This window comes from Streptomyces sp. IBSBF 2435 (assembly GCF_036815005.1).
Taxonomy (GTDB): Bacteria; Actinomycetota; Actinomycetes; order Streptomycetales; family Streptomycetaceae; genus Actinacidiphila.
The window spans coordinates 17,439-33,744 of record NZ_JAJSYW010000006.1 but is presented as its reverse complement, the minus strand read 5'-3'; the positions used below and the strand labels follow the sequence as shown (position 1 = coordinate 33,744).

12 protein-coding genes are annotated in these 16,306 nt (G+C 72.9%); 10 read left to right on the top strand and 2 right to left on the bottom strand.

All coding sequences use genetic code 11. The annotated features are described in order from the left end of the window. The first annotated feature begins 131 nt into the window (after nucleotides 1-131). The 4 genes from V7E46_RS02405 to V7E46_RS02390 are packed head-to-tail and all read left to right on the top strand — an operon-like array spanning nucleotide 132 to nucleotide 8,404. Nucleotides 132-3,182, top strand: a complete 3,051-nt coding sequence (locus tag V7E46_RS02405) for a CHAT domain-containing protein (protein ID WP_333766840.1) — start codon at nucleotides 132-134, stop codon at nucleotides 3,180-3,182. A 46-nt stretch (nucleotides 3,183-3,228) separates the two neighbouring features. Next, the gene (locus V7E46_RS02400; RefSeq protein WP_333766839.1) at nucleotides 3,229-5,943 is read left to right on the top strand and encodes a helix-turn-helix transcriptional regulator; all 2,715 of its coding nucleotides are present in this window, start codon (nucleotides 3,229-3,231) and stop codon (nucleotides 5,941-5,943) included. Continuing rightward, nucleotides 5,936-7,582: a hypothetical protein gene (locus V7E46_RS02395; protein ID WP_333766838.1), complete on the top strand. Its 1,647-nt coding sequence runs from the start codon at nucleotides 5,936-5,938 to the stop codon at nucleotides 7,580-7,582. Before V7E46_RS02400 ends, V7E46_RS02395 begins: the two co-directional genes overlap by 8 nt. A 6-nt stretch (nucleotides 7,583-7,588) precedes the next feature. Further along, complete coding sequence (locus tag V7E46_RS02390) at nucleotides 7,589-8,404, top strand: hypothetical protein (protein ID WP_333766837.1); 816 nt, start codon at nucleotides 7,589-7,591, stop codon at nucleotides 8,402-8,404. A 20-nt stretch (nucleotides 8,405-8,424) separates the two neighbouring features. On the opposite strand, the gene V7E46_RS02385 is transcribed toward V7E46_RS02390, so the two are convergent. After that, entirely contained in the window at nucleotides 8,425-9,261 is an 837-nt protein-coding gene (locus V7E46_RS02385; RefSeq protein ID WP_333766836.1) for a macrolide 2'-phosphotransferase, read from the bottom strand. A 234-nt stretch (nucleotides 9,262-9,495) separates the two neighbouring features. Between V7E46_RS02385 and V7E46_RS02380 the strand changes: the two genes are divergently transcribed. Together V7E46_RS02380 and V7E46_RS02375 are read left to right on the top strand one after the other, a co-directional pair. Further along, nucleotides 9,496-10,332, top strand: a complete 837-nt coding sequence (locus V7E46_RS02380; protein ID WP_333766835.1) for a PHP domain-containing protein — start codon at nucleotides 9,496-9,498, stop codon at nucleotides 10,330-10,332. A gap of 256 nt (nucleotides 10,333-10,588) precedes the next feature. Then, nucleotides 10,589-11,470: an LLM class F420-dependent oxidoreductase gene (locus tag V7E46_RS02375; RefSeq protein ID WP_333766834.1), complete on the top strand. Its 882-nt coding sequence runs from the start codon at nucleotides 10,589-10,591 to the stop codon at nucleotides 11,468-11,470. A 102-nt stretch (nucleotides 11,471-11,572) separates the two neighbouring features. Here the strand turns inward: V7E46_RS02375 and V7E46_RS02370 are convergent, their stop codons facing one another. Continuing rightward, on the bottom strand, nucleotides 11,573-12,190 hold the full coding sequence (locus tag V7E46_RS02370; protein WP_333766833.1) for a TOPRIM nucleotidyl transferase/hydrolase domain-containing protein: 618 nt from the start codon (nucleotides 12,188-12,190) through the stop codon (nucleotides 11,573-11,575). A gap of 244 nt (nucleotides 12,191-12,434) precedes the next feature. Here V7E46_RS02370 and V7E46_RS02365 point away from each other — a divergent pair, with 244 nt between their 5' ends. From V7E46_RS02365 to V7E46_RS02350, 4 genes are all read left to right on the top strand, one after another. Continuing rightward, complete coding sequence (locus V7E46_RS02365) at nucleotides 12,435-12,968, top strand: TerD family protein (RefSeq protein ID WP_333766832.1); 534 nt, start codon at nucleotides 12,435-12,437, stop codon at nucleotides 12,966-12,968. A gap of 376 nt (nucleotides 12,969-13,344) precedes the next feature. Continuing rightward, a complete protein-coding gene (locus V7E46_RS02360) occupies nucleotides 13,345-14,175 on the top strand; it encodes an ABC transporter ATP-binding protein (protein WP_333766859.1) in 831 nt (276 codons plus the stop codon). 16 nt (nucleotides 14,176-14,191) lie between these two features. Then, nucleotides 14,192-15,046, top strand: a complete 855-nt coding sequence (locus V7E46_RS02355; protein WP_333766831.1) for an ABC transporter permease — start codon at nucleotides 14,192-14,194, stop codon at nucleotides 15,044-15,046. Nucleotides 15,047-15,163: 117 nt separating this feature from the next. Continuing rightward, on the top strand, nucleotides 15,164-16,276 hold the full coding sequence (locus V7E46_RS02350; protein ID WP_333766830.1) for an ABC transporter substrate-binding protein: 1,113 nt from the start codon (nucleotides 15,164-15,166) through the stop codon (nucleotides 16,274-16,276). Nucleotides 16,277-16,306: the final 30 nt, after the last annotated feature.

The following is a 16,306-nucleotide window of genomic DNA, read 5'->3' as shown; positions in this document are numbered from 1 at the left end:
GCCGAGCTGACCCGGACGAGACAACCCCACGGCCTGCCGCACCCGGAAGGACCGCCGGTGAAGCTCGGACAAGTTCGTACGAACGCGTCGGCGTCGGACGGCTAGGGTGGAACGGGAAGAGGTGGGGGCCATTGACCGAGGAAAAGGGGACGGAGGCCGGCCGGGCATGGCACCGCCGAGCCGGTGAGCTGATCCGCGGCGGGATCCGCGACCGGCGGGCGGAACGGCTCGCGGAGGCCGCGGAACTGCTCGCGAAGGCGGCGGCGGCCGACCCTGGGCGGCGGGGGCGCTACGCGGCCGACCTCGGTGTTGCGCTGACCTGCCGCTTCGAACTGACCGGTGACCTCGGGTCGTTACGCGGAGCGCTGGCCGCGCACCGCGTCGCGGTCGACGCGGCCCCGGGCAGTCCGTCCAGGCTCTCGAACCTGGGTCTGTCCCTGACCCGGTGGTTCGAACGGACCGGGGAGACGGACCGGCTCGCCGAAGGGATATCCGTGCTGCGCGACGCGGCGGCCGCGGCCGGTGCGGACGACTCGCGGTACGCCTCGTACCAGTCCAACCTGGGTTTGGCGCTGACCCGTTGGAGCGAGCGGACCGGCGACCCCTCGGCGGCCCAGGAAGCCGTCGACGTGCACACCGAGGCCGTCGGGACCGCGGACGGCACCCCCTCGGACGTCGCGGCGCGGCTGGCGAACCTCGGCATGGCGCTGATGGTCCTTTTCCGCGCCACCGGCGACAAGGAACACCTGCTGGCGGCGGTGGACGCGTACCGGAAGGCGGTGCTGGCCGTGCCGCCGGGCGACGGCAACGCGCCCGGCTGCTACGCCGGTCTCGGGGACGCCCTCACCGCGGCCGCGGTCGCCGGCGGCGACGTCGCGCTCCACCTCGACGCGATGGAGGAGCTGCGGACCGTGGTCGACGGGCTCAGCCCTGACGATCCGGACGCCCCGCTCTTCCTCAACCAGTTCGCCAACGCGCTGCGCGCCGTCTTCGTCAGGACGGGCGACACGCTCGCCCTGGAGGAGGCCGTCACGTGGCGGCGCGCCGCGCTCGCCCGCACCCCAGCGGGTCCCGACCGGCTGCTCCTCACGGCGAACCTGGCGCTGTCACTGCGCAGCAGCTTCGAGTACACCCAGGACCTCGCCGTCCTGCGCGAGGCGGTCGGCCTTCTGGAAGAGGTGCTCGCCGCTGCCGAGGACGACCTTCCCGAGCGCGTCAAGTGGGAGGCGGACCTCGGCAACTGCCTGTACCGGCTCGGTGTCCACGAAGGGGACGCGGACGTCCTGGACCGGGCGGCGGCAGCTCTGCGGCAGGCGGCGGCGAGCGCCGACGCGACGCACCCGGACGTGGCGATGCACTTGGCGAACCTCGGCGGGGCACTGGTCAGCCGGGTCGAACTCCGCTGGGAGCCGGCTCTGCAGAGCGAGGCCGTCGAGGTCCTGGGGCGCGCGCTGGACAAGGCGGTTCGCAAGGACATGCCGTCCGCCGAGATCCACCTCTCGCTGGGGCTGGCCCACCGGACGCTGTTTCTGCGCGAGGGGTCGCCCGGCGCCTACCGCGACGCGGTCCACGCCTTCGGCGCGGCCGCCGGTGCCTCGACGGCGGCGGGACGCACCCGGGCCCGCGCCGCCCAGCACCTCGGCCGGCTCCATGTCGCGGCCGGTGACGTCGAGGCCGGTCTGACCGCCCTGACCACGGCACTGGAGCTGCTCGACCTGGTCGCCTGGCACGGTCTGGAGCGCGACGACCAGGAACGCTACCTGGCGGACTTCCGCGGACTGGGCAGTGCCGCCGCCGCCTGTGCGCTCACGGCCGGCGACCAGCAGCGGGCGCTCGGGGTCCTGGAGCAGGGCCGCGGCGTACTGCTCGGCCAGGTCCTGGACGTGCGGACCGACCACGACGAGCTCCGGGCGCACGAACCGGGGCTCGCGGCCGAACTCGCCGAGGTGCACGCCGCGATCGAGGCCGCCGCGACCGGTGCCACCGCGCCGGAGCCCCCGGTCGCCGCGGTGGCACCGGACCGCGACCGGCCCGGCGGGACCGGGCCGCCGCCGGACCGGCGGCGCTGGGCCGCGCGGCGCGACGATCTGCTGGCGCGCATTCGCCGGCGGCCCCGGTTCGCGCGCTTCCTGCTCGCACCCGACGCGGCGGCACTGCGGCCGGCGGCGGGCTCCGGACCGACGGTGACGGTGAACGTGTCCCCGTGGCGCTGCGACGCCCTGGTGACGACCGGGGACGGAACCGAGGTCGTTCCGCTCGAAAGCCTCACCGCACAGGACGCCGCCGAGCGCGCGGGCACTTTCGTCGCCGCGGTCAACGCGAACAGCTGGGGCACCAACGACGCGATACGGGACGTGCTCGCCTGGCTGTGGGAGGCGGTCACCGAACCGGTCTTCCGTCATCTCGGCCTGACCGCCTCGGACAGCCCGACACTGCCGCACCTGTGGTGGGTGCCGACCGGGCCGCTGAGCGTGCTGCCCCTTCACGCCGCGGGCCTGCACACCGGGCGCGACGGCGACCGCAACTGCGCGCTGCACCGGGTGGCCAGCTCCTACACGCCGACGCTCCGCTTCCTGCGGCACATCCAGGACCGGCCGACCGCCGGGGAGCCGGAGTCCGCGCTGGTGGTGGCTGTGGGGACCGTCGCTGCTCCGCTGGCCATGGCCGAGGTGGAGGCGGAACTGGTGGCGGCCGAGTTCGCCGGCCGGGTCGTCCGCCTGGCCGGGGGCCGCGCCACCAAGCAGGCGGTGCTGGACGGCTTGGGGACGTCGGCCTGGGCGCATTTCGCGTGCCACTCGATCAGCGACGCCGAACACCCCTCGGACAGCTGCCTGCGGCTGTCCGACGGAGACCTGCGAGTGCGCGACATCGCGGCGCTGCGGCTGCCCTCCGCGAGCGTCGCCTATCTGTCGGCCTGCACCACGGCGCTGAGCGGCGGACACCTCCCGGACGAGACGATCCACATCTCCTCGGCCTTCCAGCTCGCGGGGTTCTCCACCGCCATCGGCACGCTCTGGCGCGTCCCCGATCTGGCCTCGCAGGAGACTGCCCGGATCACCTACACCGCGCTGGCGGATCACCCGCCGGCCCGGGCGGTCAACCTGGCCGCCCGTGAGATGCGCAGGAACTACCGGATGAATCCGTACGAGTGGGCGGCGTTCGTACACAGCGGACCGGCCTGAGAGCCGTCTGACGGAGCCGCGCCCACCTGCTCTCCTGGAGGCATTCATGACCGACCGACCCCGGTCCGGCGAACTCTCGCACCCGGACCCGCAACGCGTCGCCACCCGGCAGGACTTCGGCCGGGAGCTGACCCTCGCACGGCAGGACTCCGGCCTGAGCGTGCGGCAGGTCGCCAAGGCGGTGGGCGTCCCGGTGAGCACCCTCGGCGGCTACTTCGCCGGTACGCACCTTCCCGCGCTCCAGCCGCCGGACCTGCTGAACCGCATCCTGCGGGCCGCCGGGATCACCGATCCGGCCGTCCTGGAGGACTGGCGGCAGGCGTACTGGCGGGTCAGACACGGCGCCGGGAGCACGGACGCCGCCGCACCGGCCGCCGACCGTAGCCCGCTGCACACCGCCCCGGGCGTCGCGCCGGTGGCCGTATCGACCCGTCCCCCGTTCGACCGGCTCGGCGGCGGACCGCGAGTACGCGGCCGGGACCGGCTGCTCGACACACTGGCCACGGTCGTCGCGGAGTCCGGGCACGCCCACGACAACCCGCGCGTCCACGTCCTGCACGGGCTCGGCGGGTGCGGCAAGAGCACGGTGGCGCTGAGCGCCGTCCAGCGCGCCGCCGACGCCGGTATCACCACCTGGTGGATACCGGCGGAGGACGCCGCCGCGGTCACCGCGGGCATGCTCGCCCTCGCCGTCGAGCTGGGCGCGTCGCCCGACCACCTGCGGCTGGGCAGCCTGCCGGACATCGTGTGGCACCTGCTGGAGGATCTGGACGAGCCGTGGCTGCTGGTGCTCGACAACGCGGACGACCCGCCCGGCACCCTGGCCGCCGCGGGCGGCGGGGTCACCGACGGCACCGGATGGCTCCGGCCGGCCGGGCGGACCACCGGCACCGTCGTCATCACCAGCCGCGACGGGAACCGGACCACCTGGGGAAGGCCGCGGCCGGCCTGGCTGCGCCTGCACGCGGTGGGCGTCCTCGCCCCCGACCACGGCGCGCAGGTGCTGCTGGAACTCGCCGGCTCCCCGGCAGGCACCCCGGCCGAGGCGTCGGCGCTGTCGGCCCGCCTCGGCGGACTCCCCCTGGCGCTCGCCTTCGCGGGGCGGTATCTGGCCGAATCGCGGGAGATACCGGGGGGATTGGCCCCGCGGGACCTGCCGCGTGACTTCCGCGGCTACCGGGAGGCCCTCGAACGCGGCAAGCACGACGAGCTGTTCGCGCTGCCGCCCGACGGCGCCCCTCCGGCCAGGCGCGCCCACGCCGCCGTCGGCCAGACCTGGGAGCTGTCCCTCGACCTGCTCGCCGAGCGGGGCTTCACTGCCGCGAGGCCGCTGCTGCAGACCCTCGCCTGCCTGGGCCAGGCCCCGATCCCGCACGAGTTACTGCTGCGCGCGGACCTGCTCGCCGCGTCGCCGCTGTTCGCCTCCGTCCCGGCATGGGGCGCCTGGGACTCGCTGCGCGGCCTGGACGGCCTCGGCCTGGTCACCCTGCCGCGCACCGGCACGCCGGGCACGCTCACCCTCCACCCGCTGGTACGGGACATGTCGCGCCGCCACCCGCAGGTGCTGCGGCAGATCGACGACTACCTCGCCCTGACCACTGCCCTGCTCACCCAGGTGGTGGAGGCCACCGACCCCAAGGCGCCGAGTGCCTGGGCACGGTGGCGGCTGCTGGCCGACCACTGCGCCGCGCCGCTCGACCTCATCGAGGACAGGGACGGGAACCGGCACCCCGAGCCGTCCGCGGCCTTTCCCGCCGCGCTGGGCCTGGCGAGCCGGGCGGCGAACTATCTCAGAGCGGCCGGGCACCTGGCCCAGGCCGAGGCCGCCGGTGTCCGCGCGCTCGCCGCGGCGCGGCACCGGCTGCCCGAGGACCATCCGCTGGTGCTCGGCATCCGGCACGATCTCGCCCGGACGCGCTACGACCGGGGGCAGTTGGCGTCCGCCGAGTCCCTCTTCCGCGAGGTGCTCGCCGACCGGCTGGCCGGCCTCGGCCCGCGGCACCCGGACACCCTCACCACCCAGCACTACCTGGCCAGAGCGCTGCGGGACCGGGGGCTGCTCGACCAGGCGGAGACCCTCTTCGCCGACACGCTCCGGAGCAGGACCGAGCTGCTGGGACCCCGGCATCCGGACACGCTGACCAGCAGCAACGGAGTAGCCGACATGCTGCGCGCCCGCGGCCGCTTCGCCGAGGCCCTGAGCACGTACGAGAAGGTTCTCGGCCTGCGCACGGACGTACTGGGCGAGCGGCACCCGGCCACCCTGGTGACCGGGCAGTACCTGGCCGAGGTGCGCCAGGAGCTCGACCGGCCCGAAGCCGCCGAGGCGCAGCTGCGCCGGCTGGCGGCGGCCAGCCGCGAGATCCGCGGCGCCGACCATCCCCGCACCCTGGCTGTCCTGCAGTCCCTGGTCGACGCCCTGCACGACATGGGGCGCGTGCAGGAGGCGGAGGACCTGGCGCTCCCTCTCGTCGCCTCCCGCCGTCAGCTCCTGGGCGACGCGCACCCCGCGACCCTGCGCAGCCGGCACCGGCTGGGGCTCATCAGACTCGACCTCGGCACGACCGGTGAGGCCGAGGCCGAGCTCGAAGCGGTCCTGATCGACCGGCAGCGCGTCCTCGGCACGGACCACCCGCAGACCCGGACCTCCCGCGCCACCCTTGAGGCCGTCCGCCGGCAGGCACACGGGCAGCCCTCGGCGGACGGGCAGCACCACGACACCCACCCTCACAGCGATCGGCGGACCAACGCCCATGTATGACAACGTCGACCCCGCGCTCGCGGACGGCATCGGCCCGGCGGCGGCGCAGGCCCTGTCGGAGTTCGCCGTGATGCACCAGTGCCACTACGAACTCGTCCGGTGGCTGGTCAACGGCAGGAGCCGGGCTCCGGTGGCGGTGGTGAAGGAGATCGACCGGTACGAGGAGAAGGCCGCGAAGCTGATCCTGAAGGTCCCCATGGGAGATGGTGAGGACCTCCGCAGGATCGAGTTCGCGCGCCACCGCGCCGCCGTCAAGGAGTCCCCGGCATTCGCCGGCCGGCACCTCTCGACCACCGTCCACACCCCGATCCGGGTGGGTGACGGATCGTGGATCACGTTCCAGAAGGTGGCCGGCCGGACCTTCGAGGACACCGAGGTGCTGACCGTTCTGCTGTACCGCATGCTCGACCGCCCGGGAATCGCCGAGCAGCCGGGCGTCGAGCCCGTGCGGAGCGACTCCGCCACCTTCACGGCGGCCTGCGGCCAGGTCGTCGCCGGGGTCCTGGGCGATTGGGCGGTCCATCCGGACATGGACGAGAAGCAGCCGCCGCTGACGGTCGCCGCGTTCCTCGACCTGCATCTGGCCGGCCAGTTCGCGCCGGGCGGCCGGCTCCACCCGTACGCCCTGCTCCACCAGGGCGACCGGACGCACAGCGAACCCGACGGGCGGGACCTGCCGAACCCCTTCGCCGTCGCGCAGGGCCGGTACTTCTCCGACACGGGCCTGATCCGGCCGCTGCTCGGCAAGACGCACGGCGACCTGCACACCGACAACGCGCTCATCAGGGTACGGCCCACGATCGACACCAGCGGCTACTACCTGATCGACAACGCGCTGTACGAGTCACGGGGTCCGCTCACCCGGGACCCGGTCCACCTGCTGCTGTACATCATCGCCCGGACGATGGACGAACTGTCGGCGTCGCAGCAGAACGCTCTCATCGATCTCCTGCTCTCGCCGCACGGAAATCAGTCCCACCGCCTCCCGGGATGGCTGGTCGACGTGGTCCGGGAGGTCGACAGCGCATGCCACTCCTGGGTCGAGCACTCCGGGCTGGCGCCCGAATGGCGCGCGCAGACCGTGCTGTCGCTGCTCGCCTGCGCGCTGATGTTCGTCGGACGCACCTCCATCCGCGAGGAGGACAGGGCCTGGTTCCTGCGGCTGGCCGCCCGCGCCGCCGAGCGTTTCGAGCTGACCCATCCGGAGGCCGGCCGCGCGGCGACGCCGGCGGCGGCCGGGCCGGCGCCGGACGAGGCGACCCGGCGGACCGCGTGGATCGGTCGTATGTGCCGGGACCTGCCGGAGATCACCGGCGCGGTGGCGCGGGCGGTCGCCCAGGAGGCCGGGGAGGACGCCGGCGGATCCCTCCCGGGCCGGTTCGACGACCTGCGCACCGCGGCGCTGGGAGGGTTGGACCGCGACGCGGACTACCGGGAGTTCATACGGCAGATCGGCGGGCCGGACCCGGACACCCGGTTCGGAACCGAGGGCTCCGACGGCCGGCCGGTCGAGGACGAGGCGTACGTCTGCCCGCTGAGCCTGTGCGACCGGCGGGAGGGCCGGGAGCCGGGAGGACCGGTTCCGGTCTGCCGCCTTCCCCGCAGCCGGCCACAGCGCCTCGATGCGGACCCGCGGTAACCCGCCGTGCCCTTCTACGACTTCGGCGGCGGCGAACGGCGGCCCGCGTTCCTCACCTTCGGCGCGGCCGTCTGGGCGCTGGCCGCGCTGATCGCCGGGGCCGCCGCTCCTGCGGGCTGGTGGCACGGCGGGCAGGGGTGGCCGGCCGGTGGCCGCGGCTGGGCCGTCGCCTCGGTGCACCTGGCCGGCGCTGTGGCCCTGGCCGGTCTGGCCAACGGCCTCCTGAGCGGCTGGCTGGGCAGCCTGTGGCTCGGCAGGCGGCACCGTGCGGCGCTGCGTGTCCTGCTGGCCCGTCGCCGCGAGCGCTGGGCGGCGCACGACGCCGCGGCATCGGCCGGGAGTCCGGAGGAGCGGCTACGCCACACCGTGCTGCGCAACCGCGTCGCGCTGGCCCGGCCGGAGTCGGCGACCTGGATGGGAGACCGCCTCCTGGCGCTGGAGACGCGGGTGTTCAACGAATACGGTCTGGACTTCCTCTCCGCCTGGCCGCGGCTGTGGCTGGTCGTCCCGGAATCCTGCCGGGCCGAGCTGCGCTCGGCTTCCGCGTCGTGGCGCCGGGCGACGTGCTGGGGCGCGTGGGCGCTGCTCTACGGGGTGCTGGCGGTGGTGTGGTGGCCGCTGGTGCTGCTCATGGGCGTGACGCTGCTGTGGGCCGTGCGCTCGGCCCGCGGCGCCGTGGAGGCCGCCACCGACCTCGCGGAGGCGGTGGTCGACCTCTACGCCAAGGACCTGGCGGCGGAACTGGGCATCGCGGCCCCGGACGGCCGGGTGGATCCCTCGGTCGGACGCCTCATCACCATGCGGCTGCGCAAGGGCGTGTGAGGCGGCCGGCGGCGTCCCGCTCAGCCGGTCGTGGGGACCCCCAGACGCGTCCGGGCCGCGTGCACGTACCGTTCCTGCTCGGACGTCAGGCCCAGGACGCCCAGGCTCAGCGGCGCGAAGGCGATGCCCTCCTGCACGTGCTGCCGCAGCCCCGGCCAGGCGGGGCCGCCGTGTGCCGCGTAGGCCGCCAGCAGCCCGTCCAGTACAGGCGGCCCGAACTTCCGGGCAGCCTCGATGAACTCTGTCCCCGGATCGCCGACTTCGGCGTCGGTCCAGTCGAGGACTCCGACGAGATGTCCTGCGTCGTCGACCAGCGTGTGCCCGGGGTGCAGGTCGCCGTGGACCAATACCGTGCGTTCCGACCAGAGCCCGTCATTGTCGAGCCACCGCCTGCCCCGCTCCCACCACGTGGAATGCATCCCCAACTCTGCCCGCCCGAGAGCCAGATGTTCGGCGAATCGCGTGCGGACCTCGTCCGGGCGGCGCACCGGGATACCGCACTGCGCCGCCGACGCGACCGTTGTGGCGTGCAGGACCGCCATGCATTGGCCCAGCGCCTCGACGTAGGAGTGCGGCGGGTTCCCACGGTCGATCCGCCAGTGCAGCTGGAACGTCAGCACGTTCTCGCTCGCCGCGGGCTCTCCGGCCAGCCGTGGATAGGCGATGAGTTCGGGGTCCGCGAACCGCCACCGCGGAACGGGAACGGGGAAGCGGTCACGTACCAGTGCGAGGAGGCGTCCTTCCGCGGCCACCGAGGCGGCGACGCCGGGACGCCGCGGCTTCCGCAGAATCCACCGGACGCCGTCGTCGTCGGTGCCGTGCAGAACCAGGAAATCCCAGCCCGTCTCGTCGAGCACCGCCGATTCACGGCGAAGGCCGAGGCCTCGGCTCCGCGCTGTTCTCAAGAGCGCGTCAACAGTCTGCGCAGATGTGTCCACAGCACCGGATGCTAGGCGCCGCTCACCCGGCGGACCACGGCCGTTGCCCGGGAATCGCGTACGACTGCGTCCGGCCTTCCTCGTACGACTCCGTACGATGCCGGTCGGCCCGACTCCTTGTGGGCCGGAGACCCACTGGTGAGCATCATCCCCATGCTTCCTTCGGACAATCACATCCATACGGAATGGTCGTGGGACGCGCTTTCCGGATCGATGGAGGCGACCTGTCGGCAGGCGTTGTCGATCGGCCTGCGCTCCCTGGCGTTCACCGAGCACACCGACTTCACGACCTGGACCATCCCGGCGGCGGCGATCGCGACCATGCCCGGCGCTTTCCAGGCGATGGTCGGCGCCGACGGACTTTTCCGGGCGGCCCCGTTCGACGTCGAGGGATATCTGGAATGCGTCGACAGATGCCGGTCCCGCTTCCCCGGCCTGCACATCATCACGGGCGTGGAACTCGGCGAGCCCCACTGGTACGCGGAGGAGGTACGCCAACTGCTGGCGGCGGCCGACTTCGGACGGGTGATCGGATCGCTGCACTCCCTCGAAGCGGCGGGGAAACGCCTGGCCGTCGACCGCCTCTTCGGACTGCGCCCGGCCGCCGGCATCGTTCGCGACTACATCACCGACGTCACGCTCATGGTGGAGACCTCTGACGACTTCGAGATCCTCGGGCATATCGACTATCCGCTGCGGAACTGGCCCGCGGACGCCGGGCCGTGCCGTGCCGAACTCTTCGAGGAGGAGTTCCGCACAGCGCTGCTGGCCCTGGCCCGCAGCGGCCGGGTCCTCGAGGTGAACACGAGCCGGCTCCCGTACCGCGCCATCGTCCAATGGTGGTACGAATGCGGCGGTGCGGCCCTGAGTTTCGGCAGTGACGCCCACGAGCCCGGCGAGGTCGCCAGAGATTTCCAGCGGGCGGCTGCCATGGCGGAATCCGTCGGATTCCGCCCCGGTCGGCACAACCACGATTTCTGGCTCAGATAAGGGACCGCTGGCGGTTCCGGCCGCCGGTGCCCCGTCCGGAGCTTCAGGCCGGAGCGTCGGAAACGCTCCGGCCGCCCTCACCAACCCCCCGCGATGGCACGCTCCGCGGGACCTCGCTCCCCTCGCCTGGGAGATCCCTGATGCCTGATCGGCGCCGCGTGCCACGGAGCACGAAGAAGCCGGCGTCACGGATCGCGGACCACGCGCCGTGTACAACGTACGTATCCCGCATTCCCTTCGACCGAGGACGACTCACATGCCGCAGCACAACCCCCTGGGCAGGATCGGCGTCTGGAGCAGCGCCTGGACCACCGCCCAGAACGGCGACGGCCCCGCCTACTCCGGTGCGCACGACGACGCCGCGGCCGAACTCGACGCCCTGGGCTACGGCACGGTCTGGCTCGGCGGCAGCCCGGACACCGCGTACGCGGCGCCCCTGCTCGCGGCCACCCCCCGGATCACCGTGGCCACCGGCATCCTCAGCATCTGGCAGCACGGCGCGCAGGAGGTCGCCGCGGGGCGGGCCGAGCTCGAACGCGTCCACCCCGGGCGGTTCCTGCTCGGGCTCGGGGTGAGCCACGGAGCGCTCGCCAAGGACTACGCGAAGCCGTACTCGGCGATGCGCGAGTACCTGACCGCGCTGGACTCCGCGCCGGAGCCGGTGCCGGCCGCCGGACGGGTGCTGGCCGCGCTCGGCCCCAGGATGCTGGAGCTGTCCAGGGACCGGGCGGCGGGAGCCCACCCGTACCTGGTCACCGCGGAGCACACCGCACGGGCCCGCGGCATCCTCGGCCAGGACGCGCTGCTCGCCCCGGAGTTCAAGGTGGTACTCGACCCGGACCTGGAGCGCGCCCGCGCGACGGCCCGCGCGTATCTGGCCATGTACCTCACGCTGCCCAACTACACCGCCAACCTGCGGCGGCTCGGCTTCACCGAGGACGACCTGCGCGACGGCGGCAGCGACCGGCTGCTGGACGCGGTGTTCGCGCTCGGCGACGCCGACACCGTCGCGGCACGCGCCCAGGAGTTCCTGGCCGCGGGGGCCGATCACCTGGCGCTCCAGGTCGTCACCTCCGACACGCGGACGGAACTCCCGCTGGACGCGTGGCGCCGGCTGGCCGCGGTGCTGCTGACGTGACGGCGGGCACGGCCCGGCGGCAGGTGAGTCAGGGGCGTACGGGCCAGGGGTTCCGGGGAAGCACTTCTGCGCTCCCGGGCCGACAGGAACCCGTCCGCGGCCTCACAGGCTCGCCAGGAGGCCGTCGAGCGGCAGCGGTGTCCGGTCCGGTGCGAGAGCCTCGACAAGGAGACGGCCGTAGCGGATCTTGCGGCCCTTCTTCGTACCGAGGAAGCGCCGCACCTGCTGATGCCGGGGCCGGCCCTGCTGTGCGGGCTGACGCTGGAACGACTGCCAGGCACGGAAGTCGCCCTCGGCGCGGAAGATCTCCTCGGCTCCTGCCGTGCCGAGCGCGCGGATGAGTTCGTCCTCCAGGTCCGCGGCGCAGACGTGGATGTCCTGGACCGGGGCTCGGGCCCGCGTCAGGCCGCGCTCGTAGAAGCCCTTCTCGCCCTCGTCGCACAGTCCTGTCAGGCGCAGGCCGAGGCCGGGCGGCCCGAGGAGCCCGGCATAGCGGCCGACACTCATCGCCCCGCCCATCGGCACCACGCACACTCCCTCAGCGGCCAGGTCCCGGCCGCGCCGGGCGGCCAGCGCCTCGACGGCCGCGAGATCGCTCAGCCCTTCCAGGAGCACCGCGGTCCGTGCCCCCAGGCTTTCCGCCAGACCGCGCGCCGGCCCGTCGGGGCCGCCCGCCGCCCAGCCGGTGACCGCGTCCCGGAACTCCCTCATGTCCGCCATGGGGCGAGTCTGTCCGTCCACCGGTCGCACGGCACGGCATTATTCGCCGCCCTCAGGTCGTCGTGACCGGAGCCGTGGCCGCGGTCCACGCGGTAGGGCTCCCGGCGCGGTGCGGGCCGGGATGGCTGGAAGACGCCGCTCAAAGCGGCCCCGGGCGGGAAGGTGTGGACAACGGGGACGTGCAGGGGTACCCGAACATGAGAGGTGGCGGCCCATACAGGGCCGCCCGAGGGGGAGGCGTCCGATGAGCGGCCTGAGCAAAGGCATCGAACGGGCCGAGGCACGGCTGAAATGGGATCCGAGTCCGCTGGGGTCTGCGCCGAGCGATCTGGACCTGATCGCTGCGACGTACCGTGTCGGGGCGGAGCACGGCGACCCGGCGTACGTGGTCGCCTTCGGCAGCCGGTTCTCGCCGGACGGCACGATCTGGCTCAACCGCGACAGCACCAACGGCAAGGGCCTGGGCTTCGACGAGGTGATGACCCTCGACCTGGGCCGGCTCAGTTCCGAGTACGGCCGGGTCGTGGTGGGCGTGGCGATCCAGCAGGGCTTCGGCCGGCTGGAGTTCCAGGCGGTGGCCAACCCGGCCTACCAGCTCGTGACCGGCTACACCGTGCTGGCCGAGGGCGACTTCACCTCGATCGGCTCCGCCACGGGGGCGACGGTGGCGGAGTTCACCCGCGCAGCGTCGGGCGCGTGGGAGTTCCACAGCCTGCTGGTCGGCTACGACGCCGACCCCGACACCCTCAGCCGGACGATGGGCCACCCGCCGGCCTGAGCGCCGCCCGCACCGAGCGCCGGAGCCCCGCCGTCGTGCTCGGATCCCGGATGCGGGGCTGCGCGGCCCCGCTGCCACGAGTGAGTTCGGGGCACACCCCCGGCCGGCGTACCGGGCGGCGGACCGCCCCCGCCCACCGCGCCGCGGCGGGAATCGGCGGCGGGACCCACGGTGCCGGCGGCAGCCATCGTCGCGACGCTGCGGCGCCCACCGTCGACCGTGCGTAATGAGCGGCGGCGTTGGGCAGAGACACATGGTGGCTACGGTCGGAGGACTCAGGCAGAACTCCGCCCGGCAGTCGGGCGAAGTCGCCGCGCACACTCTCCGGCTTCCGGGATCGGGCCTACGCGCCCGCGACATGGAGGGAAGCGTGAGGATGCCAGGAACGCCCGCGCTCGAATTGCGGTCCGTGCGGCGGACCTACGGGCTCGGGCCCTCCGCGACGGTCGCCCTCGACGATGTTCATCTGGCGGTGCGGCCCGGCCGGTTCGTCAGCCTCATCGGCCCCAGCGGCTGCGGTAAATCCACGCTTTTGCGCCTCGTCGCCGGCCTCGAACGCCCGGACCACGGTGACGTCAGGGTGCACGGGGTCGCACCGGCCACGGCATGCGCCGCCAAGATGATCGGCCTCGTGCCGCAGAGCCCGGCCCTGCTGCCGTGGATGTCCGTACTCCGGAACGTCACGCTGCCGCAGAAGATCAACCCCGGTGCCGCCGGGCGCCGCGAGCGCATCCCCGGCTCCAGCGGGCGGCAGACGGCGCCGGACGCGCCCTATCTGCGGGAACTCCTCGTCAAGGCAGGTCTCGGCGAGGTCATGCACAAGCTTCCCGCTCAACTGTCCGGCGGTATGCGGCAGCGCGTCGCGATCGTACGCGCCTTCGGCCTGCGGCCCGACGTGCTCGTCATGGACGAGCCCTTCTCGGCGTTGGACGAGTTCACCCGTGAGAGCCTCCAGAACCAACTGCTTGCGTTATGGGACGAGTTGAAGACCACGGTGCTGTTCGTCACCCATTCCGTGGCCGAGGCCGTCCGGCTCTCAGACACCGTGGTCGTGATGGCCCCCGGGCCCGGCCGCATCGTGGAGACCATCGAGATCGAACTCCCCCGCCCGCGCGGTGAACGACTCCTCGGGGAGCGCCGCTTCCACGAGTACGAGGACCTGGTCAGAGACCGGCTGCGCCGCGCCTGGCACGACGGCGCCGCCTGAGTGGGGGTTCAAGGACATGACCGTGGCCGGGGAGCACACCACAGCGGCGTCCGAGGCGGAACCGCCGGCCGAACCGTCACGCTTGGGCCTCCGCCATCCGCGGTCCCGGCTGGCCTGGATCCGCCCCGCCATGTGGCTGCCCCTCGTGGTGATGGTGGCGCTTCTCGCGGCCCTGTGGCAGTGGGGCGCCCGGCGGCTGCCGTATCTGCTGCCCTCGCTGCCGGACATCGGCAGGTCGCTCACCGAGGACCTCGGCTACTACGTCCACAACGCCCTGACCACCCTGGGCGAGGCGACCGCCGGGCTCGGGCTGGGATTCTCCGCCGCGTTCGTCCTGGCGGTGCTGACCAGCGAATTCCCGTTCGTGCGCCGGGCGGTCATGCCGGTCGCGGTCGTACTCAACGTCACTCCGATCGTGGCGGTCGCTCCCGCTCTGGTCGTGGCCTTCGGGTTCGGACCGATGCCCAAGCTGATCATCACCGGCCTGATCTGCTTCTTCCCGATCCTGATCAACACCGCGGCCGGTCTGCGTTCGGTGCCGCGGGAGGTGCTCCAGGTGTACCGGACGGTCGACGCCGGCCGCGTCGAACTGCTGTGGCACCTGCGCATCCCGCACGCGATGCCCTACGTCTTCGCCGCGCTGCGCATCGTCTTCCCGTTGTCGATCATCGGCGCCGTGGTGGCCGAGATGGCGGCGTCGGGGTCGACCCGCGGCCTCGGCACGGCGATCAGCGTGGCCTCGTCCATGAACCAGCTGCCGGTCGTGTACGCGTCGATCTTCGTCCTCGCGCTCATGGGTGTGGTCCTGCTGCTCGCCGTCACGCTGGTCGAGCGCCGCGTCCTGCACTGGCACGACAGTGCCCAGGACTGAGTCACCGCTGGATCACGCCGTCCCGCCGTCACCGCTCGCCCGGACCGCGGCCCGGGCGAGCGGTGATCCATGACCTCGTCCGCGCCGCCCCCGGCGCCCGGCCCCTGGGAGTCACCCATGCAACACCGCCTCGTCAGGTCCGTACTGGCGGGCCTTGCCGCCGTCCTGCTGACCGCCCTTGCCGGGTGCCACTCGGGTTCGGACGGCAACTCCTCCGCGAGCCCGCCGGGTTCGGCGATCTCCGCCAAGCGCTGCGCCGAGAACAAGGCCGCAGGAAAGATCACCTATCTGTCCGGCTACCAGTACCAGTCGTCGGTGTCGATCCTCGAATACGTCGCCGCAGCCAAGCTCGGCTACTTCAAGGACCTCTGCCTCGACGTCGCGCTCAAGCCCGGCACCGGCGACACGGCGCAGAACACCAGACTCCTGGCCAGCGGGCGGGCCACGGTGTCCGCCGTCGCCGAGCAGGACATCATCCAGGCCAGGGCCAACGGCATCGACATCACGGGCGTCTCCTCGTACTCGGACGCGGGCCTCGACATCCTGATGACGAACAAGGACATCACCCGGCTCACCCAGCTCGACGGCAAGGTGGTCGGTCACAAGGGCTACGTGCCCGCCGCCGTCGAGGCGATGCTCGTCAAGGCCGGCGTCACGTGGGACTCGCTGAAACTGGTCAAGGAGGGGTACGACCCCTCCGTACTGCCCCGTAAGCAGGGCGGCCTCGAAGGGCTCACCGGATTCATCTCCAACGAGCCCAACCAGCTCAAGGCGGCCGGCCGGGACGTCACCGTGTGGCAGCCCGTCGACTACGGCATCCCCAGCTCCATCGGCGCGATGGCCGTGAACCCGGCGTTCGCCGCGGCGCATCCGGACGCGGTCGAGGACGTCCTGCGCGGGGCGCTGCACGCCTACGGCTACTGCTCGTCCAGCCAGGCACACATCACCGAGTGCGTCGGCTATGCGGCGAAGCTGTCAGGGCCGACGTACGACAAGGCCCTGAACGAGACCATCTGGAAGACCGAGACGCAGGTCGTCAAGGACAACCCGACACCCGGACAGCCGCTGGGCGGTGTCGACCCCGGCAACGTCGCGAAACTCGTCGACATGCTGCACCAGTTCACGATCGTGCCCGCCGAGGTGACCGCCGACAAGGCCCGTGCGTGGTTCGACACCTCGTTCGTCAGCGGTGTCTACGCCGCGGGCAGACTCGTCTGGCCCGCCCCGTAGCCGTTCCGGCGCGAGGCGGCCCGCCGAAGA

What these genes read in the sequence shown, in the direction of transcription:
- V7E46_RS02400 (WP_333766839.1), top strand. Translation starts at nt 3,229, where the DNA reads ATGACCGACCGACCCCGGTCCGGCGAACTCTCGCACCCGGACCCGCAA.
- V7E46_RS02395 (WP_333766838.1), top strand. Translation starts at nt 5,936, where the DNA reads ATGTATGACAACGTCGACCCCGCGCTCGCGGACGGCATCGGCCCGGCG.
- V7E46_RS02380 (WP_333766835.1), top strand. Translation starts at nt 9,496, where the DNA reads ATGCTTCCTTCGGACAATCACATCCATACGGAATGGTCGTGGGACGCG.
- V7E46_RS02375 (WP_333766834.1), top strand. Translation starts at nt 10,589, where the DNA reads ATGCCGCAGCACAACCCCCTGGGCAGGATCGGCGTCTGGAGCAGCGCC.
- V7E46_RS02370 (WP_333766833.1), bottom strand. Translation starts at nt 12,190, where the DNA reads ATGGCGGACATGAGGGAGTTCCGGGACGCGGTCACCGGCTGGGCGGCG.
- V7E46_RS02365 (WP_333766832.1), top strand. Translation starts at nt 12,435, where the DNA reads ATGAGCGGCCTGAGCAAAGGCATCGAACGGGCCGAGGCACGGCTGAAA.
- V7E46_RS02360 (WP_333766859.1), top strand. Translation starts at nt 13,345, where the DNA reads ATGCCAGGAACGCCCGCGCTCGAATTGCGGTCCGTGCGGCGGACCTAC.
- V7E46_RS02355 (WP_333766831.1), top strand. Translation starts at nt 14,192, where the DNA reads ATGACCGTGGCCGGGGAGCACACCACAGCGGCGTCCGAGGCGGAACCG.
- V7E46_RS02350 (WP_333766830.1), top strand. Translation starts at nt 15,164, where the DNA reads ATGCAACACCGCCTCGTCAGGTCCGTACTGGCGGGCCTTGCCGCCGTC.